Source organism: Sulfurisphaera javensis, from assembly GCF_041154675.1.
GTDB classification, from domain to species: Archaea; Thermoproteota; Thermoprotei_A; order Sulfolobales; family Sulfolobaceae; genus Sulfurisphaera; species Sulfurisphaera javensis.
On sequence record NZ_AP031322.1, the window covers coordinates 1,348,833 to 1,369,083 of the forward strand.

25 protein-coding genes and 1 tRNA gene are annotated in these 20,251 nt (G+C 31.7%); 14 read left to right on the forward strand and 12 right to left on the reverse strand.

The window, feature by feature from the left end:
- The first annotated feature begins 8 nt into the window (after positions 1-8).
- Positions 9-353 carry a hypothetical protein gene (locus ACAM25_RS07485; protein ID WP_369609116.1) on the forward strand — a complete coding sequence of 115 codons (345 nt, stop codon included), beginning with the start codon at positions 9-11 and terminating at the stop codon, positions 351-353.
- 15 nt (positions 354-368) lie between these two features.
- The gene (locus ACAM25_RS07490) at positions 369-590 is read left to right on the forward strand and encodes a hypothetical protein (protein ID WP_369609117.1); all 222 of its coding nucleotides are present in this window, start codon (positions 369-371) and stop codon (positions 588-590) included.
- On the opposite strand, the gene mcm is transcribed toward ACAM25_RS07490, so the two are convergent.
- The gene (gene mcm, locus ACAM25_RS07495; protein ID WP_369611634.1) at positions 587-2,653 is read right to left on the reverse strand and encodes a minichromosome maintenance protein MCM; all 2,067 of its coding nucleotides are present in this window, start codon (positions 2,651-2,653) and stop codon (positions 587-589) included. The genes ACAM25_RS07490 and mcm overlap by 4 nt on opposite strands.
- Positions 2,628-3,179 carry a hypothetical protein gene (locus ACAM25_RS07500; RefSeq protein WP_369609118.1) on the reverse strand — a complete coding sequence of 184 codons (552 nt, stop codon included), beginning with the start codon at positions 3,177-3,179 and terminating at the stop codon, positions 2,628-2,630. The genes mcm and ACAM25_RS07500 overlap by 26 nt, the downstream gene beginning before the upstream one ends.
- Positions 3,180-3,221: 42 nt before the next feature.
- Here ACAM25_RS07500 and ACAM25_RS07505 point away from each other — a divergent pair, with 42 nt between their 5' ends.
- The 4 genes from ACAM25_RS07505 to moaC are packed head-to-tail and all read left to right on the forward strand — an operon-like array spanning position 3,222 to position 5,713.
- Entirely contained in the window at positions 3,222-3,728 is a 507-nt protein-coding gene (locus ACAM25_RS07505; RefSeq protein WP_369609119.1) for a THUMP domain-containing protein, read from the forward strand.
- Between the two features lie 34 nt (positions 3,729-3,762).
- Positions 3,763-5,019, forward strand: coding sequence for an ORC1-type DNA replication protein (locus ACAM25_RS07510; RefSeq protein WP_369609120.1), 1,257 nt, complete (start codon positions 3,763-3,765; stop codon positions 5,017-5,019).
- A gap of 8 nt (positions 5,020-5,027) precedes the next feature.
- Positions 5,028-5,258, forward strand: a complete 231-nt coding sequence (locus ACAM25_RS07515; protein ID WP_369611635.1) for a winged helix-turn-helix transcriptional regulator — start codon at positions 5,028-5,030, stop codon at positions 5,256-5,258.
- Entirely contained in the window at positions 5,255-5,713 is a 459-nt protein-coding gene (gene moaC, locus ACAM25_RS07520) for a cyclic pyranopterin monophosphate synthase MoaC (protein ID WP_369609121.1), read from the forward strand. Before ACAM25_RS07515 ends, moaC begins: the two co-directional genes overlap by 4 nt.
- Here moaC and ACAM25_RS07525 read toward each other — a convergent pair.
- The 6 genes from ACAM25_RS07525 to ACAM25_RS07550 are packed head-to-tail and all read right to left on the reverse strand — an operon-like array spanning position 5,685 to position 10,812.
- Entirely contained in the window at positions 5,685-7,013 is a 1,329-nt protein-coding gene (locus ACAM25_RS07525; protein WP_369609122.1) for a replication factor C large subunit, read from the reverse strand. The two genes, moaC and ACAM25_RS07525, sit on opposite strands and share 29 nt — an antisense overlap.
- Position 7,014: 1 nt before the next feature.
- On the reverse strand, positions 7,015-7,998 hold the full coding sequence (locus tag ACAM25_RS07530) for a replication factor C small subunit (RefSeq protein ID WP_369609123.1): 984 nt from the start codon (positions 7,996-7,998) through the stop codon (positions 7,015-7,017).
- A gap of 48 nt (positions 7,999-8,046) precedes the next feature.
- The gene (locus tag ACAM25_RS07535; protein ID WP_369609124.1) at positions 8,047-8,496 is read right to left on the reverse strand and encodes a YbhB/YbcL family Raf kinase inhibitor-like protein; all 450 of its coding nucleotides are present in this window, start codon (positions 8,494-8,496) and stop codon (positions 8,047-8,049) included.
- Between the two features lie 32 nt (positions 8,497-8,528).
- Positions 8,529-9,149, reverse strand: coding sequence for an archaeal proteasome endopeptidase complex subunit beta (gene psmB, locus ACAM25_RS07540; RefSeq protein WP_369611636.1), 621 nt, complete (start codon positions 9,147-9,149; stop codon positions 8,529-8,531).
- A 20-nt stretch (positions 9,150-9,169) separates the two neighbouring features.
- Positions 9,170-10,354 (reverse strand): amidase, encoded by a 1,185-nt coding sequence (locus ACAM25_RS07545; protein ID WP_369609125.1) that lies wholly within the window; start codon positions 10,352-10,354, stop codon positions 9,170-9,172.
- Between the two features lie 23 nt (positions 10,355-10,377).
- Positions 10,378-10,812: a hypothetical protein gene (locus ACAM25_RS07550; protein WP_369609126.1), complete on the reverse strand. Its 435-nt coding sequence runs from the start codon at positions 10,810-10,812 to the stop codon at positions 10,378-10,380.
- Positions 10,813-10,882: 70 nt separating this feature from the next.
- Here ACAM25_RS07550 and ACAM25_RS07555 point away from each other — a divergent pair, with 70 nt between their 5' ends.
- From ACAM25_RS07555 to ACAM25_RS07565, 3 genes are read left to right on the forward strand one after another with little or no spacing between them, the layout of a single operon-like run.
- Positions 10,883-11,887 carry an acryloyl-coenzyme A reductase gene (locus ACAM25_RS07555; RefSeq protein WP_369609127.1) on the forward strand — a complete coding sequence of 335 codons (1,005 nt, stop codon included), beginning with the start codon at positions 10,883-10,885 and terminating at the stop codon, positions 11,885-11,887.
- 25 nt (positions 11,888-11,912) lie between these two features.
- On the forward strand, positions 11,913-12,521 hold the full coding sequence (locus ACAM25_RS07560) for a hypothetical protein (protein ID WP_369609128.1): 609 nt from the start codon (positions 11,913-11,915) through the stop codon (positions 12,519-12,521).
- A 5-nt stretch (positions 12,522-12,526) separates the two neighbouring features.
- Positions 12,527-13,009, forward strand: coding sequence for a hypothetical protein (locus ACAM25_RS07565; protein WP_369609129.1), 483 nt, complete (start codon positions 12,527-12,529; stop codon positions 13,007-13,009).
- 51 nt (positions 13,010-13,060) lie between these two features.
- On the opposite strand, the gene ACAM25_RS07570 is transcribed toward ACAM25_RS07565, so the two are convergent.
- A tRNA-Leu gene (locus tag ACAM25_RS07570) sits at positions 13,061-13,145 on the reverse strand.
- Positions 13,146-13,608: 463 nt separating this feature from the next.
- Here ACAM25_RS07570 and prf1 point away from each other — a divergent pair.
- Positions 13,609-14,679: a peptide chain release factor aRF-1 gene (gene prf1, locus ACAM25_RS07575; RefSeq protein ID WP_369609130.1), complete on the forward strand. Its 1,071-nt coding sequence runs from the start codon at positions 13,609-13,611 to the stop codon at positions 14,677-14,679.
- 3 nt (positions 14,680-14,682) lie between these two features.
- On the opposite strand, the gene ACAM25_RS07580 is transcribed toward prf1, so the two are convergent.
- Entirely contained in the window at positions 14,683-15,312 is a 630-nt protein-coding gene (locus ACAM25_RS07580; RefSeq protein WP_369609131.1) for a phosphoribosyltransferase, read from the reverse strand.
- Positions 15,313-15,395: 83 nt separating this feature from the next.
- Between ACAM25_RS07580 and ACAM25_RS07585 the strand changes: the two genes are divergently transcribed.
- The 4 genes from ACAM25_RS07585 (at position 15,396) to ACAM25_RS07600 (ending at position 18,752) form a co-directional block, all read left to right on the forward strand.
- Positions 15,396-16,208, forward strand: coding sequence for an S-methyl-5'-thioadenosine phosphorylase (locus tag ACAM25_RS07585; RefSeq protein ID WP_369609132.1), 813 nt, complete (start codon positions 15,396-15,398; stop codon positions 16,206-16,208).
- Complete coding sequence (locus tag ACAM25_RS07590) at positions 16,178-16,975, forward strand: hypothetical protein (protein ID WP_369609133.1); 798 nt, start codon at positions 16,178-16,180, stop codon at positions 16,973-16,975. Before ACAM25_RS07585 ends, ACAM25_RS07590 begins: the two co-directional genes overlap by 31 nt.
- A gap of 4 nt (positions 16,976-16,979) precedes the next feature.
- Entirely contained in the window at positions 16,980-17,831 is an 852-nt protein-coding gene (gdS-2, locus tag ACAM25_RS07595) for a hexaprenyl pyrophosphate synthase (protein ID WP_369609134.1), read from the forward strand.
- A gap of 69 nt (positions 17,832-17,900) precedes the next feature.
- Positions 17,901-18,752 carry a RimK family alpha-L-glutamate ligase gene (locus ACAM25_RS07600; protein ID WP_369611637.1) on the forward strand — a complete coding sequence of 284 codons (852 nt, stop codon included), beginning with the start codon at positions 17,901-17,903 and terminating at the stop codon, positions 18,750-18,752.
- 45 nt (positions 18,753-18,797) lie between these two features.
- On the opposite strand, the gene ACAM25_RS07605 is transcribed toward ACAM25_RS07600, so the two are convergent.
- Both ACAM25_RS07605 and ACAM25_RS07610 read right to left on the reverse strand, forming a co-directional pair.
- On the reverse strand, positions 18,798-19,253 hold the full coding sequence (locus ACAM25_RS07605) for an Lrp/AsnC family transcriptional regulator (RefSeq protein WP_369609135.1): 456 nt from the start codon (positions 19,251-19,253) through the stop codon (positions 18,798-18,800).
- Complete coding sequence (locus ACAM25_RS07610) at positions 19,250-20,245, reverse strand: NAD(P)/FAD-dependent oxidoreductase (RefSeq protein WP_369609136.1); 996 nt, start codon at positions 20,243-20,245, stop codon at positions 19,250-19,252. Before ACAM25_RS07610 ends, ACAM25_RS07605 begins: the two co-directional genes overlap by 4 nt.
- Positions 20,246-20,251: the final 6 nt, after the last annotated feature.

Consider the following 20,251-nt stretch of genomic DNA (forward strand, 5'->3'; position numbering starts at 1 on the left):
TTTCTATTATGCCAAAAACTTCAAAATCAGATAAGGTTTACGGTCTATTAAACAATGTTTACGTTTTAATAATCCTTATAGTAGTTATGGCAATTGGAATATTAGGAGCTATTGCTTTCCCATACTATATTTCTCCTATTACCTATTCTAATGGTGGTGTACCTCAAGCTGGAGGAATTGCTTTTCTAGCTACTCTACTGATAGCCGGACTTTTAATAGGTACTTATCTTCTAGAGAATAAAAACCACGAATTAGGTGCCACTTTCCTAATAGCAGTTCTACTAATTTTAATGGCTTATGTGTGGTTAGCCTATGGTTCTTCGGCGATTAAATTTTTATTTAATATAAGCTGAAGTAAGATGAGGAATATGGATCAAATTAAGATAAAACTTTCAACGGGTAGAGAAGTTGTATTAGACGATGAGGCTATTAAGGCTTTGAATGAATATGTAAGGACACAATTAACGTTAGAACAATTAGCTAAGAGGCTAGGTTTAAGTGGATGGGAAGAAGCTTATGAGCTAATTAAACAAGTACCAGCATGGGTAATGTGGACTCCATTACCTATATATAAAAAGTTAATAAGCTAAACTTTTCTATAGCATTCGGGTTTGGATTCATACACTAATCCTTGTTTTCTCATATCAGACAATAGTTTTTCAACACTCGGCTTATCAATACCTATCCCTTCAGCCTCTTTTATTATATCTTTAATTTTAGCACATTCATTGTTTCCTGCTAATGTGTCAATAATTTCGAGAATTTTAGCCATCTTTTCTCTAGCACTTTTAGGTTTGCCAGTCATAATAGTGTCTATATCAATTTTTCCAGATTCAACATCTAAACCAACGTTTTCGAGGAAAATTCTCATAATATTTATTGCTCTTTCAGCATCTTCTCTATCAACTTCATTCTTAAGTGCCATTCTTGCATATGCTTCTGAAATTCTAATTAGTGCTTCTAACTGCCTAGGTGTAATGATTATTGGAGAGTCAGGAGATTCAGAGCTTTTCTTTCTCATCTCTACAAAGAAGTCCTGAAGCAAGTTTTTTGCTTCTTCACTTAATTTAGGGAACACGTTTTTTCTGGCATATGCTATATATTTCTTTAATGTATCTACATCTATAATTTGATTATCTTTAGTTTTTCCTGCATGAACGTTTAGTATGTGAGATGCAAGCAATTGATCTTCAATCCCTGGCTTATCTATTAATATGAAGATTAAATCAAATCTTGACAAAATGGTTGGCGGTAGGTTAATGTTTTCAGCTAATCCTCTTTCTGCAATATATCTTCCTAACTTTGGATTTCCTGCTGCTATAACAGTAGCTCTGGCATTAAGTTTTGCCACTATTCCAGCCTTAGCTATAGAGACTGTTTGTTGCTCCATTGCTTCGTGAATCGCTACTCTATCTTCATCTCTCATTTTATCAATCTCATCAATAACAGCTATTCCACCATCAGCTAATACTAAAGCTCCAGCTTCTAAATAATAATCGCCAGTGTTTTTATCTCTTGTAACTGTGGCTGTTAGTCCTGCTGCTGTAGATCCTTTTCCAGTAGTATAAACTGCCCTTGGTGCTACTCTTGCTGCAAATTGCAGAATTTGAGATTTAGCAGTACCTGGATCACCTATAATTAGAACATGTATATCTCCTCTAATTCTTGTACCATCTTCCATAATTTTTGGTATTCCTCCAAATAACGCTAAGGCTATAGCTTCTTTTATTTCCCAGTGTCCGTATATTGATGGCGCAATTGAACTTATTATTCTCTCTCTTATCCAAGGGTCTTTAGAAAGTTCTTTTATTTTTTTCTCATCTTCTTCTGAGATTTTTACTTCATCCAAAACTTTTTGGGAAATTTCTATACTATTAACTTTTAAGTAAAAGTCAAATATCGCTTTGCTTCCTCTTTTAATTTGCGAATCTTTCTTTATTTCTAATATTCCAACAATTTTTACTCTATCTCCTGGTCTAGCAGAATCAACTAAGTCATCTTCGAATACTATTTCCAATTGTCTAGGTAATTGTCCAGGTGGAATCTCCTCTGGTCTTTCTTGGATTACAGCTTTTTGCCAATCTATAAATTCAGATTTATCCTCAATAAGTTTAAACTGTCCAGATTTTCCACAAACCGGGCAAGTTGTAGGTAATTCAATAATTTCGTCAAACTCCCCTTCTGGAGGCCATACGAATTCTTGCATACAATCTGGATTAAGATGTCTAAATACTGATTTACTAAGTCTTTCTTTAACTGGTGTTGCTTTTACTAATATACCTTCAACAGTTATTAATTTTCCACTATCATTGCTTCTTATTTTTCTTAACTCAACTACTCTAGGAACATTAGTTATTCTTAAATGTATCTTCTTTATTTCATCTTGAAAAGATGGATCTTTTTCTATAATATATTCATAAATTCTGTTTTCAAGAATAGGAAGAAGTTCTTTTGGATTATTAATAATTTGAGTAGCTAGTTGTTCATTAAAGTTAAATAAATCACTAAAATTTGCAATAAAACTTCTCTTTCTATATGCTATAATTTCATTAATTTGATTTAGATAAATGGGTTTTCCTTTATTATCTCTATAAGTATTTATGAATTCTAATATTAAATCTCCGTAATCAGCTTGTTGTATAGCCAATAATATCACCTATGTTGTGCTCAATAGTATATTTTATATTTCTGTAGACTAAAATCTCTTCTGCTGTTAATTTATCAAGTATATTTTGGTCGGAGATTTTCAAAAATGCCAGTTGTATTATCTTTCTAATTCTTATTGAAACAATCTCCTCAAGTAATTGTCTTGCTTTTCTTAGCTGTTCTAATGCTTCTAAGCTATTCTCTTTCTTTAAATCTTCTAATAATACGGAGATTCTATAGTAAAAATCTTTTGGTACTTTTACCAATGAGGCTGGTGTGTTAATGTTTTGTCTTTCCTGAAATAGTATCCTTCCTAGCTCATCCAACGATATACTCTCGCTTATTTTGACTAAAGAGTTTTTTTGAAGTTCCTTGGCTAACCAAAATCTTACCTCATCTTCACTACCTTTAGATAAGCTGATTTCCTCAAATCCATCATCAAATGGCCCCCAATCTTCTAATACCATGATTTTTTTCTTAATTAGCATGTTAACTCTTGATAAAGCCTTAAGCTGAATGCTTAGTAATGACACAGATTAAAAATTAATTCGTAAAAAATAAAAGCATAAGTAGTAATGGAAGAACCTAAGCTTATCTTAACAGTAAAAAATAATAAAAATAATAAATGTATAATAGAGATTTTAAATAGGTTATTCTTGAAAGATATAAATTCTAGAGCAGAAGAAGTAGTTAAAAATGTGATACTAGTTTACACTTCTTTATCACCGATCATAGCCTATGGATTAATTATTTCAGCACCTCCATCGTGTGTTTCTAAAATTTATCCCATAGATTTTTCCGTTAATACTATAAATGAGCAAGATATTATAACGTATTTTGTTAAATATATAAAAGAAAAGAACGGTACATTTAAAACGTTCTATGTAGATTGTTATGATAGAGGAGTAAAAGTCAACTGTAGAGAAATAGAAATAGGTATTGGTATAGGATTGAAAGATTTAGCGAAAGTGAATTTTGAAAAACCGGATAAAGTAATAGTGGTGAATGTAGTTAAGGATTCAGCGTATCTATCAATAATAAATAAGGGTCAAGAAAAAGTTTCGGTTAACTCTCTCCGTTAAAATATATAGTATTACTTACATAAAAAAGATTAAGGTGAAAGTTTTGGACTCACTTAAAGATGTTATTGAAGATGCAATTCATGGTACTACTGTATTTGAGAGAATAAACGCATTAAATCCAGATTATATACCCAAGAACTTACCTCATAGAGAGATACAGATTAGAGAATTGACAGTGAACTTCAGAGATATACTTATTAATCCGGGTAGCACTTCTGTCAGAGTAGTTATTACTGGTAAGACCGGAACTGGAAAAACAGTTACAGCAAAGAAATTCGGTGAAATATTTAGTGAAATAGCAAAAGAAAAAGGTTTAAAGATATTTTATTTGCATATAAACTGTCATAGACAAAGAACACTATATTTGATTCTAATGGAGATAGCAAGGCAATTAAATTTACAAATACCTAATAGAGGCCTTTCTTCACAAGAGACATTTAAGTTGATATATGACTATTTAGATAAGAGAAACATTCAACTTATACTAGCTTTAGATGAATTTGACTATTTTATAAGTACATCTCCAGTAGAAGACATTTATTTCTTAGTGAGAATCTATGATGAGTTAAATGCTTTAGTAAAAAGAATTCATTATATATTCATTTTAAGAGAGATGTCAAGCTTAGCAAGTCTTGATAAAAGTATCAAAGATCACGTTATAAAGAATATAATAGAATTTCATCCTTATACTTCTAGTGATCTTTTTGATATTTTGGATGATAGAATAAAAACAGAAAAAGCTTTCAGAGAAGGAGCAGTTCCAGAAGAGACTATCAAATTTATTGCTGACATTTATGGAGTAGACAAGGGTGGTAATGGAAATGCAAGATTAGCTATAGAGACTTTAGAGTTAGCCGGTAAGATAGCTGATACTGAAGGTTCACCTCAAGTTAGTATAGATCATGCTAAAAAAGCCAATTCAAAAATAAATCCGGAGTTGAGTATAATAATAGATACAATAAAAGATCTAGATTTGCATCAATTACTAGTAGTTAAAGCAATAATGAATCTACATAAGAAAGAAGGTGTAGATTTCTTCCCAATGGGCAGAGTTGAAGAAGAATATAATTTAGTAAGTAGAGAACTAGGAGCACCCCCAAGAAAACATACTCAGCTTTTTGAATATATAAGGAAACTAAAGCTAATGGGACTAATAGTTGCAAGACAGAGTGGAAAAGGAATGAGAGGTAGAACAACTCTAATATCTTTATCTGTTCCTTTATCAACTGAATTTGAAGATTTAATAAATAATGAAATAAGGGATAAGCTATTACAGCAAAACAATTATTAACTCCTACAATATTAAAAATACTCTATGTCTTATTTAAACAAGGAGATATGAATATAACTAAATTAGCTAAGGAGACTGGAATCAAATATCAGACTCTTCTTAAAAACATCGAATTCTTAGAACAAAAGAAAATAATTGAAGTTATTAAGGGGGAAAAAAGTAAAATAATCAGACTAAACTACTCTAACCCTAAAGTAATAATTTTAAAAAATTTGTTTGAGGAATTAGAAGATATATGACTGAAGCAAAAATCGTAGACATATCCTCAAAAGATATTGTTTTGAGAGAGGCTACAGCAGAGGGATTTATAAAATTAAGGAAAGAAACAATAGAAAAAATAAAAAATAAGGAGATAGAAAAAGGAGATGTTATTGCAATAGCTAAAACAGCTGGAATATTAGCTGCAAAGAGAACTCCAGAACTTATTCCAATGTGTCATCCTATTCCGTTAGAATATGTAGATATAGATATACAAATTGAAGAGGAAGGATTAAGAGTTATAACTACTGTTAAAGCTCATTATAAAACTGGAGTTGAAATGGAGGCTCTAACAGCTACATCTATTGCTTTGTTAACAATCTGGGATATGGTAAAGAAATATGAAAAAGATGAAAAAGGACAATATCCCAATACTGAAATTTCATCAATACGTGTAGTAAATAAAATTAAGATTTCTTCCTACGATAATAAGTAGATCTTTTTCTTTCAGTAGTTTCTTTTCTCTCCTCTTCCTTTGGCTGTTCGGTTATTCCTTCATATAAAGAGGATAACATTTTTATAACGTCTTTCTCTTTTTCAGTTAATTCTAATTCTTTATCTAGTTTATCATGAAACTTTTTGTAATAAATTACAAATAATGGAAGAAAATCGTTTAATGTTTTATCTTTCGAGGCATGAATAATCACACCTATTTTCCTTAAAAGACTATCTAAGGCATCTCTAGTCTCTTTGGTCTTAGCTAGCTGTTGGATATATTGGGGGAATTGGTATTTCACCCATTTTGCCTTATAAGTAGGCTTTTTCTTTTCGAATGAGGCAAATGCAACTCCGGGCCCCATTAGATCAAAAGTATACGACAATAAGTCCCACCCAACTAATTTAGCTCTATTTAAGAAGATAGAAGCTCTTGATAGAGCATCATATGCTCTCCAAACGTCTTCCATGTCAGTGTATTGAAGTGGAATATTTTCATCGAGCCAACGCAATAACAATTCATAATCAATCTGTGTATCTGTAACAGCACTTTTAGCTTGCCAGTAATATTTAGCCCAGAAAACGCTTCTCAATGCTTCAAATGGATCTAGCTCTCTATCTTTTTTCCTAACTAAGTTCTTTGCCATATCTATTGTAACTCTACCATAGCCCTCAGCTACTCCTTGTAACATATTAATTGCATATCTTGCATCTCCTTCTGATTGGTCAATTATAAAATCTAATGCCTCATCTTCACAAACTATTTTTTCTGCTTCACAAATTTTTTTAAGTATTCTCTTTAACGGATATTTAGTTAGTCTTTTTAATTCTATCATCTTTGCTGCATTCCTTAACGGTCTGAGAGAGGGATCCCAAGGATCATTAGCCGTTAATATGATAGGATATTTTGTCTTGTTTATAAGTTCTATAATAGCATCAATAGCTCCAGCGTCAGCTCTTGCGTTTAAACCATCGACTTCGTCTAGTAAAATTAGCTTTCCCTTAATCCCAAATAGGGTTCCAGTAACTGATGCTCTCTCTGCCATACTTCTTATGTCGTTTAAGTTTCTTGAATCACTTGCATTCATTTCAAATAATTCTAGTTTATAGTCTCTAGCTAAAGCTTCTGCTAAAGTAGTTTTTCCTACTCCTGGCGGGCCGTATAGCAAAACAGCTTTATAACTGGGATTTCCTTTTAACCAACTTTCAATCCATTCAGTTAACTCTTTTTTTGCTTCATCTTCATTTTCAACTTCATTTAAAGATTTGGGCCTATATTTTAAAAACCACTGTAAAGGCAATTTACTTCCCTTTAAGGTATTTTTCTCCGTAAACAGCTAATTTAGCTAATAATGCACTTAACTGTATTTCATCGTCAGCTCCTTCCATAATTCTATATTCTACTTCTCCTATATAATCAACTAGCAATACTTTCAAATCATCTGGTATGTTGATTTCATTTCCAGTTATTTCTCTGTGAACTTGCTTTATTATATCTTCACCTGATAGTCCATAGTTAACGAGTAATTCTCTCAATTTCTCTCTAGCTTTTAAAAAGTTGCCTTGAAGTGCTGTCATAATCATATCTCTAATCTCTTTAGGTTGAGCTAAACCTAGAACTTTATAAACAGCCTCAACAGTAACTTTACCGTAAACTGAAGAAGCTTGAAGAATATTGATGGATTTTCTCATGTCTCCTTGAGTAATATCATAAATCGTTTCTAATGCTTTTTGATCAACTTCCACTTTTTCATTCTTTGCTATGTACATTAACCTAGCTACTACATCTTCTTTTTTGAGTGGGTAAAATCTAAATAATGCTGTTCTTGATTGAATAGGTTCAATAATTTTACTTAAATAATTACAAGCTAAAATAAATCTAGTAGTTTCTGTATATAATTCCATTGTTCTTCTAAGCGCTTGCTGGGCATCTGCTGTCATATTGTCTGCTTCATCTAGCAATACTACTTTAAATGGAACGTTGCCACCAGCAACTGTTCTAGCGAACTCTTTGACTTTATTTCGTATAACATCAATACCCCTCTCATCACTGGCGTTCAGTTCTAAAAAATATTGCCTATAATTTTCACCATATAGATCATGAACTAAAGCAAGAGCAGCAGTAGTTTTTCCCGTACCCGGAGGGCCAGAAAAGAGTAAATGTGGCATGTTTTTTTCCTTAACAAATTTCTTTAATCTTTCTACGATATCTTTCTGATTAACTATATCGTCAAGAGATTTAGGCCTATATTTTTCAGTCCAAAGTATTTCTTCTTCAACTGACATACAAAATTACCCTTAATTATAACATATTAGAAAAATAGTTAAAAGAACTTACCTTCTTTTATACTTACCCATAATTACTCCTTTGTCAATTATATGGCCTTCCATCATACTTTTTAAATCATCTGCAGTTACTCCAGATTTAACTGGGAATTCAATGTCCAAAGCATAAACATTAAAGAAATATCTATGCGGAGGATGAGTTCTTGGAGGGCAAGGTCCTCCATAACCAACTTCGCCAAAATCATTCACTCCTTGTATACCATAATCTGTTTTTTCTGTTTTCTTAATATTTTCTGGTAATTTGTTCGTTTTTACATTATAAATCACCCAATGAATAAAAGTTCCGCCCGGAGCATCAGGATCTTCAACAATTATAGCATAGGTTTTAGCATTAGGCACTTCATCCCATTGAAGATCTGGAGATACATTAGATCCATCACATGTATATTTTACTGGGATAAAATCCTCATGCTTAAAAGCAGAAGACCTAACATTCATAATTACAAAATCTCTAACAAGAATAAAAATTTTTATATTTTCCTTTCTGGGTAATACTCTTTCTCTTCATGTCCATTTTTAGTTATCTTTGCAACTATAACTCCAGTCCCTGTATAAGGATCCCTTTTTATTGACGAGAAAATAGCTCTTCTAGCTAAATCTGCAGCTTCATCTAGTGTCATATCTGGTCTGTATTCATCTTCAATAACTCCTATAGCTTCGACAGAACCTGAGCCAGTAGCTGTATAATCTTCTTCTGTTATATCTCCCACATAATCTAAATTATAAAGTTTGGGTTGATCATCAACTCCACCAATTAGTATTTGAACTAAATAAGGAAGATACTTTGACGAAGAAAGAATATTTGCAAGATAAGTAGCTAGTGCTTTAATTGTTGTTGGTCTCATGCCAGTAATGAGATTGTAATGATAAATGTTCTTTAGAATTTCATAAATGAATTGAAGATCTGCGACGCTTCCTGCTGTAGTTATGCCAATATGAGGAGCTATGTACAAAACTTTCCTAACATATTTATGCGCTACATAAAGTCCAGCACTAGCTCTTCTATCAGCAGCCAGTACAACTCCATCCTTTACTTTAATACCCACTGTGGTAGTACCTGTTTTTAAGATCTTCAACTTTGGAGAATCCATCATAAAATCTTAATGTAAAACTACTTAATAAAACCAACAATTCCTAAGATCTCTTCTGCTAAATCTAAAATCGATCCATCTTTGAAAGGTTCTCCACTTATCATCAAACCTACTGGCAAGCCATTAAGCGACGTGACTGGTAATGAGATCGATGGAGCCCCAACAGTATTAAATATTTCAGTGTTTGCAATTAATGAATCTCTATATTTTAGTTCATTACCTATAACTTCTGAGATTTTAGGAGCTACAATCCTTGTTGTAGGTGATAGAAGCGCGTCAACTTTTTTGAATATCCTGAAATATTCTTCTATAAGTATTTTGCGTAATCTTAATGCATTTACGTAATCTACTGCGGATATTTGAAAACCACTTTCAATTAATTTTCTGACATCATTAAAGTATTCATCTTTATATTCTTTGTAATATTTGAGGTGATATGAGGAACCTTCAGCTAATGCAATATTTTTTCTTACTTCTCCCGAATATTTTGTTATCATGTCATTCTTTATTTCAATTATATCAAAGTATGACGATAGTTTGTTAATTGTCGAGTTCAAGGCTCTCGAAGTTTCATAGTCCTCAAAGAGGAAAAGTCCTAAAGTGGGTCTTCTTTTGTTATGGGTTACTAGCGGTATTTTATTTTCAGTCACAGCTTCCATAACTTTTCTTATTTTGTTTATATCTTTGGCTAGAAATCCTACAGTATCAAAAGTCCAACTGAAGGGTATTATGCCATCCGTTGGTAATAATCCAGTAGTAGGTTTGAAACCTATAACTCCACATAGAGCAGCTGGAATTCTTATAGATCCACCAGTATCTGTTCCTATACCTATATCAACTAAATCTAATGCCACTGCAACTGCTGATCCTCCGCTAGAACCTCCACTTATTCTTTCTGGGTCGATAGGATTTTTTGCAGGACCAATTAAAGATGAAGTATTAGTTGCTCCCATAGCAAACTCATGAGTATTAGTTTTTCCTACTATTTCTCCTCCTTCTTCTAGGATTTTATTTACAATGTATGCATTTTCATTAGGGATGAAATCCTTTAGTATTTTTGAACCTGCAGTAGTTCTGATACCCCTTGTCATTATTACGTCTTTTACGCCAAACTTTAGACCATGCAGTTTACCTTTATCTCTAATTTTCATTTTTGCTATCGTTACAAAAATATTGTATTTTGAATTTAATTCTTCTAATGACATCTTCATTCACGCAATATAAAGGCTCACTTAATCTTTCTAAGATGTAATCTTCCAAGTTCATTTAGTATTACCTTTATAAAATTTTCTAACTCCTCCTTATTAATATCTCTTTCCTTAGCAATAGAGAAAACTATCTCTTCAACTTTCGAGTAATTTTTGTATTCTTCGTTTAATCTTCTCCACGGTATTCCTTTTAATGCTCTTGCTATCTTTTCATTAAAGGGCAACTTTTTCATTAACATAAGACAAGCTATGATAGGATATCCTATATAATTTCTATACATAGTCCCATTATCTGTGCTATTAACTAAATTTTCTTTTATAATAACTTTATATACACGATCTCCCTCTGAGGAGACAACTTCACATTCATTTTCATTAATAATCTTAACTCTATTATCAGCAATAGCACCTAATGCTTCAAGAACTTTAATTCTAGGTGGATTTTTTAAGTACATATAATTAAAAACGAGTCAAAGGTAATAAGCTAATAAAAAATTTATACTATATAAACAGTATAAGCAATTAATGAAAGCTATAGTAGTTCCAGGGCCAAAACAAGGTTACAAACTCCAAGAAGTTCCTGATCCTAAACCTAATAAAGATGAAGTAGTAATAAGAGTAGATAGAGCTGCTCTCTGTTATAGAGATTTGTTACAACTTCAAGGATATTATCCAAGAATGAAATACCCAGTAATACTAGGACATGAAGTAGTTGGTACAATTGAAGAAGTTGGTGAAAATGTAAAAGATTTTGAAGTTGGTGATAAAGTAATTTCATTACTTTATGCCCCTGACGGAACATGTGAATATTGTAAAATGGGAGAGGAGGCTTATTGCCACAGTAGGCTTGGATACTCAGAAGAATTAGATGGCTTTTTTGCTGAAAAAGCTAAAATTAAGGTTACAAGTTTAGTTAAAGTGCCAAAAGGAACACCAGACGAAGGAGCAGTTTTAGTTCCATGTGTAACTGGGATGATATATAGGGGAATAAGAAGAGCCGGAGGTATTAGGCAAAACGAATTAGTATTAGTTACTGGTGCAAGCGGAGGCGTTGGGATTCACGCTATCCAAGTTGCAAAGGCATTAGGTGCAAAAGTAATAGGTGTAACTACTTCTGAAGAAAAAGCTAAGGTGATAAAACAATATGCAGACTATGTAATAGTCGGTACTAAATTCTCAGAAGAGGCTAAAAAGATAGGTGATGTAACAATGGTAATAGATACTGTTGGGACACCAACTTTTGATGAAAGTCTTAGATCTTTATGGATGGGAGGAAGAATAGTACAAATAGGTAATGTTGATCCTTCACAGATATATAATTTAAGGCTAGGATATATAATTCTAAAAGATATAAAAATAGTTGGACATGCTTCTGCCACTAAAAAGGATGCTGAAGAAACATTAAAGCTTACACAAGAAGGTAAAATAAAGCCAATAATAGCTGGGACTGTAAGTCTTGATAACATAGATTATGGATATCAACTGATCAAGGATAAAAACAAGATAGGAAAAGTCTTAGTAAAACCATAAATTTCTAATTATGTAATAAGTATGTGTGAAGGTAAAATTTTCATCAATTGAAATTAAAGGCGATTTATTACCACATACAAAGGATGATGTAAATCAGTATAAGGAAATAGCCTCATTTATTTTAGACGCTATTGGAGAAACACCTATAACGGAAATTACAATTGATGATAAGCTTCTATATTTTTCATCTTTTCTTACAACAAAACTAATTGAAGGAATATTAGATAATGTTTATGCTTACACATCAGAAATAAAAGGTCCAAAATATTTATCTGGAGACGTGTCTATGATAATAAGTGAAGCAATAACTTATGCAACTTTAAATGCATTATATGATGTAAAGCTTACTAATATAATTCCATTTAGAAGTGTAAAATATTTAGGCACTATAGTAGATGCCATGATTGATTTAAACTATGAAGAGAAGCTTAGCAAATTTATTGGTTCAAAGGGGGGAGTACTATTTGTTAACATACGATCTTCTATGAATCCTCGTTCTTATTATCTTATAGATAAACTAGCTAAAAGTTTAATAAATTTAGAAATCGTTCGATATCCAGACAATTATGGTTTAATCTCTATGGTGATAAAGGATAAAAACCTAAAAGAAATCTTCATATTCATTAAACCGTGATTAAAATGAGTTGTGATAGAATATCTGAGGCGTTAATATATTTATGGATAGGAGAATCAAAAGAAGCTGAAAATATCTCCAAAGAATGTCTTCAGAGTCTAAGAGATAGTATCTCAAAAATCAGAGAAAAAATCAAGGAGATAAAAGCAAATGTTGAAGAAGAATATATATTGCCTTTCTATTTGAGAGAAAAAGGAATAGAAACTGAAGATTTGATAAAATTAGCACTTTATGAGCTATCTAGGCGTATTAACATGTTTCCTGGTAATTCTTCATCAAAGAATTTTGATGGTGTTAAATACAACGTGTTTTATAGTGGTCAAAAAACAATAATAAGAGGTTATTGTAAAGATTGTAAAGGATATAAATTTGAAGATATAGATAGAGGATTTCTGATAAAACTTGATGGACTTATTTATGGTGAAATATTAGGAAGTATTAAGGAAGATAGTGAAATAAAGAAATTAATAAGTGAATTAATAAAGTAGTTTTATATCAATTTAGTTCTTCTCTGAAAAATAAATAGTATTGTAATAAAATGCGGGGGGTGGGACTTGAACCCACGCAGGCCTACGCCAGCGGAGCCTCAGTCCGCCCCCTTTGACCTTGCTCGGGCACCCCCGCACAACAAATATATTAATTCATAGGGCTAAAAATGTTTTCTTTAACCAAAGACCTTTATATTAAAATGCCAAATTGAAGTACTCAGTGCAAGAAAGAGAAATATAAAACCTTAATAAGTTAAAGAGATTATTGTCTTTCTATTAACGAGCACTGAAAACTGTTTCATAAATCTGTAAATTTATATGTTTTCAATTTAATTTATTTCTAGAATCCTAACTAAACAGAAATGATAATTCACGAATAGTGGTAGAAAATGGAAAAGATGTTTTCTCGTAGTAAGTTGAGGTGGTTTCCACAAAAGTAATGAAGAAGAATGATATGGTTTGTAGTAGTCTAGTGACCTATTTGTATAAACAAATAGTTACCTATTAAACCTATAGCAAGCTTTATTAGGCAATTGAAGCTAAATTAAATATCAGATTAGGGATGAGTCTTTGATAAATATCAAATAAATAAACAAGAATTGAAAGTTCTAATAAGAGAATTAAAAAAATGGTCTGCTCCAGCAACGGTTCTTCTATCATTATATATTCCTCCGGGTAGACCTATACCTGATGTTCTTAATCTTTTAAGACAAGAATATTCAATAGCTCAAAACATAAAATTGAAAAGGACAAGAGATGCAGTTACATCAGCAATTCAATCTGCTATCGATAGATTAACGCAAATACCAAAAGTACCGGAAAATGGATTAGTAATATTTTGCGGAGAAAATTTTGAAACTGAAGAATCAAAGTGTTTCGTGTTTTCGCCACCAGAAAAAGTCACAATATTCTTTTATAGAACAGATAAGTATTTTCACGTTGAGTTTCTGGAAGATATGATTGAAGAAACTGATGTATTTGGGTTGATTCTAGTTGAAAGAGATTATGCTACTATTGGAGTATTAAAAGGGACCAGAATCGAAGTATTAGATGAGTTTGAGGGTTTTGTGCCAGGGAAGCATATGATGGGTGGGCAATCTCAGAGGCGTATTGATAGAATAATAGAAGAAATGTATGCAAATTTCCTTAAAGAAGTTGGAGAAAAAGCTAATGCATATCTGCTTCCTTACCTAGAGAGTCAAAAATTGAAGGGAATATTATTAGGTGGCCCTGGATATGCAAAGAAGGATTTCTATGACGGCGATTACTTAGATTATAGATTAAAGAAGTTAGTACTTCAACCACTTTATGATATTCCTGATCAAGGAGATGCTGGATTAAAGGAGTTAGTTATGAAAGCACAAGATATATTAAAAAATCAAAAATATGTGCAGGTTCAGAATCTTTTGGAGGAATTAAAATATCATATTGCTAAAGATGATGGATTAGTTATTTATGGAATTGAAGAAATAAGGAAAGCTTTACAAATGGGTGCTGTAGATTCTTTAGTAGTTTATGATGAGCCAAATACTGAATTAGAAAAATTAGCACAAGAGGCTGAGAATTATGGTACAAAAGTGTATGTTGTTGGTGATGAATTACCTGATGCAGAATGGGTTAAAAAAACGTTTGGTGGAGCTATAGGTAAGTTAAGATACAAAATATATTAATCATCAAATAATTTTTCTTCTTTTCATCTCATTAAGAATTTTTTCTATTGCTATAGGTGGTTCTACACCATAGCTTTCTACGAATTTTTTCTTTAATATATTTGGCTCTAAATCTTTAAATTTTTCCTCAGCAATAATTTTCCTAATCAAATTAATTTCATCCTCCCAGTAATTCCAAGGATACATAAACCAAGACCAATCTTTTATTACAAGAGCATAATAATCTGGTCTAATTTTAGCGCTTTGTTCAATAATTTGCATTGTAGCAGTTTTAACTTCTTTAGGATTAAATGAGTCCATTACATATTTTCTGGCTAGTTCTACACTATCACCAGTGTCAGTAATATCATCTACTATTAAAACTCTTTTACCTTGAAGATCAACTTTATATGGATATTTAACTTTAGCTTCCGGTGTGTGAGAAGCTGTTTCTATCCAATGTTCTATCTTTATGGAGAGCATGTCTATTACTCCAAGAACATCGGCTACAATTCTTGCTGGCACTAAGCCACCACGAGCGATTGCTATTATTATATCTGGGTTGTATTCAGATTCTTTAATTTTTTCTGCTAATAGAGTAGACCATTCAGCTACTTCTTCCCATTTAACAACCTTAACTGGTATTTTTGGCAATTTAAATTCCCAAATGCTCTTGATATAAAACTTTATCAATTTTTTGGTTTATACTTTTATACTTAATTGATAAGAATTGTATGATGATAGAACCTAAAGAAAAGGCTTCGATAGGAATAATTGGTGGATCTGGACTATATGATCCACAAATATTAACTAACATAAAAGAAATTAAAGTGTATACACCGTATGGAGAACCAAGCGATTATATAATTTTAGGGGAACTTGAAGGCAAAAAAGTCGCCTTTTTACCAAGACATGGAAGGGGTCACAGAATTCCTCCACATAAAATAAATTATAGAGCAAATATCTGGGCATTAAAAAGTCTGGGAGTTAAATGGCTTATAGGTGTTTCTGCTGTAGGTAGTTTAAGACTTGATTATAAGCCGGGAGATTTTGTAGTTCCAAATCAATTCATAGATATGACAAAAGGAAGAGAATATACATTCTTTGATGGTCCTATAGTTGCTCACGTCTCTATGGCTGATCCGTTTTGTGAACATTTAAGATCTATAATTATTGAAGCCTCAAAGGATTTAGGAATAACAACACATGATAAGGGAACTTATATATGTATTGAGGGTCCTAGATTTTCAACAAGAGCTGAGAGTATAGTCTGGAAAGAGGTCTTTAAAGCAGACATTATAGGAATGACCCTAGTACCTGAAGTAAATTTAGCATGTGAGGCTGAAATGTGTTATAGTGTTATAGGAATGATTACTGATTACGATGTTTTTGCAGATATTCCAGTTACTGCTGAAGAAGTAACAAAAGTTATGGCTGAAAATACGGCTAAAGTGAAAAAATTATTATATGAAGTGATTAAAAGACTACCAGAAAAACCTGATGAAAGGAAGTGTTCATGTTGTCAAGCATTAAAGACAGCTTTAGTATAAGTAAGATGATAAAAATTTACGATGTACCTATTGATTTCTCTGAAAGTGTTTCATTAATTTATGATGAAGATACAGAATTAGAGGCAATTACTCTAGAAAGAAGCTTAATAGCATTAAAGAGTACCTTCGTTAAGTCTGTAAACATTTATGATTTTTCATTTCTTGAAAATCCATATTCTGGAAACTTTAAAGACGTAATAATTTTTGTGAATGATGAAAATAAGGCTAAAATAATATTAGATAATGTTTGGGCTCTAGAAAATAAAGGATACTTAATTACATGTAATAGTAAAATTAAAGGGAAAGGACAAGTAAATGTATTGCATTTTTCTCCTGATGAGTTATGTGAAGTAAATGTATCTTTGTCGTTGTTGAAGAAAGTTTCTTCTTTCATAAATAATGAAAGGAGTAAAGATCTTCTGAGAGAGTTAAACAGTTTAGATAACTTAAACGAGTGGATATTATCAAAAGTAAAAGAAATTAACTTTAATAGTGAAATATTTTTGTCACCAGTATTCTTTCCAGCAATAACTTTAATGAGTAAAATCTTAGATAAAAATGTAAAAAGGTTTTATGAAAAACCTTCATCTAAAGACGTGATTTTTATTACTACTGGAGTTGATGCAATAGTAGTTAGGAAAAGAGAATTTGAATTAAGAAATTCTAATTTAAACGTAAAAGAAATTCTGTTAGATATCGATCCTCTTCTAGCACCAATTTATTTAATTCTTATGACATATTTATTTAAGCGAGTTAATGGAGAATAATAAAGTGGACTTACTTTCTTATTGGAAAAAAAGCAAGGAAATTATTGATAAGCTTATTAATGATTACTTAGCTGACATTAAAGATTGGGAATTATTAGAAGTCAGTAAGTATATACTAAAAGATGGAAAAAGATTTAGGGGAACTTTAACTTTCTTATTTACTGAAGCTCTAAAAGGTGAAATTAAAGATGCATATAAGGCAGCTTTGGCGTCAGAAATATTACATTCTGCCTCACTAGCTTTAGACGATATAGTGGATTATGACCTTATAAGGCGAGGTGGACAAGCTGCCTGGGCTATTTATACTAATAGAAAAGTTATATTTATTACAAATTATCTAATACCTTCTGCATTAAATATTATATCTTCTTATGGCGAAAAAGCACTAAAACTTAGTATTGAGTTATGGAAAGATACTGCTATAGGTGCGTTAAAGGATATATTTGGTTCTCCCTCTGAATATCTTATTACTATTGAACTTAAAACTGCAAGTTTATTCAAGTTATCTACCATGTTGGCATCGTTTGCAGCAAAAAGAGAAGAATTAGTAGAGGAATCATTAAATCTAGGTAAATACATAGGAATTGCTTATCAATTAATCGATGATTATATAGACTGTATAAAATATGAGAGAGGAGAATTAAAAGAATTAACGGGAAGTGCTAAACAGTTATATGATTTAAAGGGTTACTCATATAAGGATTTTGTTAAAAAAGAATATGAAAATGCTTTAACAAATTATATTTACACTGTCAAAAAAATGGAAATAGACCAAGAATTTAGCGAGGCAATTATATCTTTGCCATCGTTTTTGACTATGGGACTATTAAACGAAGCTGGGCTGGATAAATTATAAAAAGTCTTCTATCAAGTGTTCAATTGGTGAATCAACATTAAATTAGCAGTTATACATGAATCTCAGAAAATTACTGAATCAGCAAAGCAGCTTTTATTAGAAATTAAGAATAGTGGGCACACTCCTATTTATGTAAGAATATCTAGACTTAATCCAGTAATATCTAAGGATGGCCTAGAATTTAATTATGGTGGTAAGAAAATTGAATTAGACGGAGGTATAGTTAGAAATTTAGGTTTTATTTCTTCTACGGAACAGTTAATGAAAAGATTTGATTCTTTAAAAGGGTTAGAAAGTAATGGAATAACACTTATCAACTCTCCAGATTCTATGTTTATAGCTAGAGACAAGTTCAATAGTCTCATGAAATTAAAAATGGCGAAAATTCCAGTTCCAGATACTACTGTAGTAGAAGATCCATTTGAGGTAATGAGACTAGTAAACGAATGGAAAGATGTAGTTATTAAACCTGTCATTGGTAGTTTAGGATTAGGTTCTGTTAGGGTTTCTGATCCAGATGTAGCGTTTAGAGTAGCAAAAGCAATTTTATCGGTTAATCAACCAGTTTATGTTCAGAAATATATTAATAAACCAGAGAGAGATATAAGAGTTTTCGTTGTAGGTACTACTGTACTAGGAAGCATATATAGGGTTAATAGATCCTCATGGAAGACAAACGTTGCACAGGGCTCATTGACACAAGTGCTTTTACCCAATGAAGAACTTCAAGAGATTTCTTTGAAAGTAGTTAAAGCATTAAAGCTAGATTATGCTGGAATTGATATAGTTGAAGACGAAGATGGTAGTTATAAGGTTATCGAAGTAAATGCGGCTCCTCTTTGGAAAGGTTTCTATGAGGCTACACACATAAATCCAGCAAAATATATAGTTGAGCATCTTATTAGAAAGATAAAGAAATGAAGAATAATAAACCGGCTGAACAATGATGAGGAGCTTTCGCCCGGATTATGAGAAATCTATAGTTTTCATCTCTTTTATCGTTCTCAACACAAACATTGTATAAGTTGATGTAACCCCTTCCATATTGCCTATTTTATCAAGAATAGTGGCTAATTCTTCTCTACTTTTCACTCTTACTTTTAATAATGCATAATATTCTCCAGTAACGTCAAATATTTCGTATACTTCCTTAAATTCATAAATTTTCTTTAATATTTGCTCATATTTTTTAGGATCAGCTTTTATAAGAACGAAGGCTATAACATTATACCCAATTTTTTCTGGGTCTACATCAACATAAAATCCTTTAATAACCCCATTTTCCTTAAGTCTTTTGATTCGTATATGGATCGTTGATTCGCTTAAATTTAGCATTTTCGCTATTTTAGAAAATGGTGTCCTAGCATCTTCTTGTAATATTTTAAGTATTTTTTTGTCTATGTCATCAAGGAAGTATGTCATATTATCATCCTCCCAAACAATTTTATCGCATCTGTTAAATCAAAATCTCCAATAGCCACCTTTAAGACTAGATTAGGATCACTTTTAGTCATAATCCTAGAAAGACCTTTTAAACTCATATATCCCTTTTTAACTCCGTGAACTACTTTAGCTTGCATTTGAATTGCCCAATATAGTTTGCTTTTTTTGAATTCTTTTTCAAATTTTTTTCCATTAAGTATTGAATCAGCTAAAATTTTTGCTGACAAAATAGATGGCCTAATTCCCTCTCCGGTTAATGGGAAAACTGTACCTAAGGCTTCACCTATATATTTTCCATTTAGTCTCTCTTCTAGTACACCATAGTCAGAGACTCTAGCTCCATGAAATGTTAAAACTTTCCCTTTAAGAATCTTTTTCACTCTTTCTTTAAGGAAAGATACGTCAGCCCATCCTCCAATTCCAATCTTACTTCCTTTTTCATCTGGGAATACCCATGCATAACCTAAAAGATCACTATAAAAATAAAATTCTACGATTTCTTTATCTATCTGATAATCAGTTATATATTGAATTGCTGGAATTGTAGTATCTTTAGGTAGAGAATAGTGACCATTAGCATAAATAATATAATCATCTGTTATTTTTTCACCTTCGGTAGTAAAATATTGTCCATTTTTTTCTACTACTTTAGTGTTAAATTTTACTTCTATTTTTTCGGCTAGGCTTTTTAAAAAAACGGGTTTATTAATAATATAACCTAGCTTGTTGCTGGTCCTTATATCATGAACTAGTTTATCATCAAGATATATTCTAAAACCTTTTATTTCACTAATTATTGCTTCTTTAGATATAGGAATTAAGTTCTCAATTCCAGAAATCAATCCCCAAGCACAAGGTTTAAGTCCTACATCATTTAGCCCTTCATAGACAGTAACTTCATGTCTAGTTCCTTTAAGGAACCATGCAAGAGATAAACCAGCTGGGCCTGCTCCGATAACACTTATTTTCATTCAATT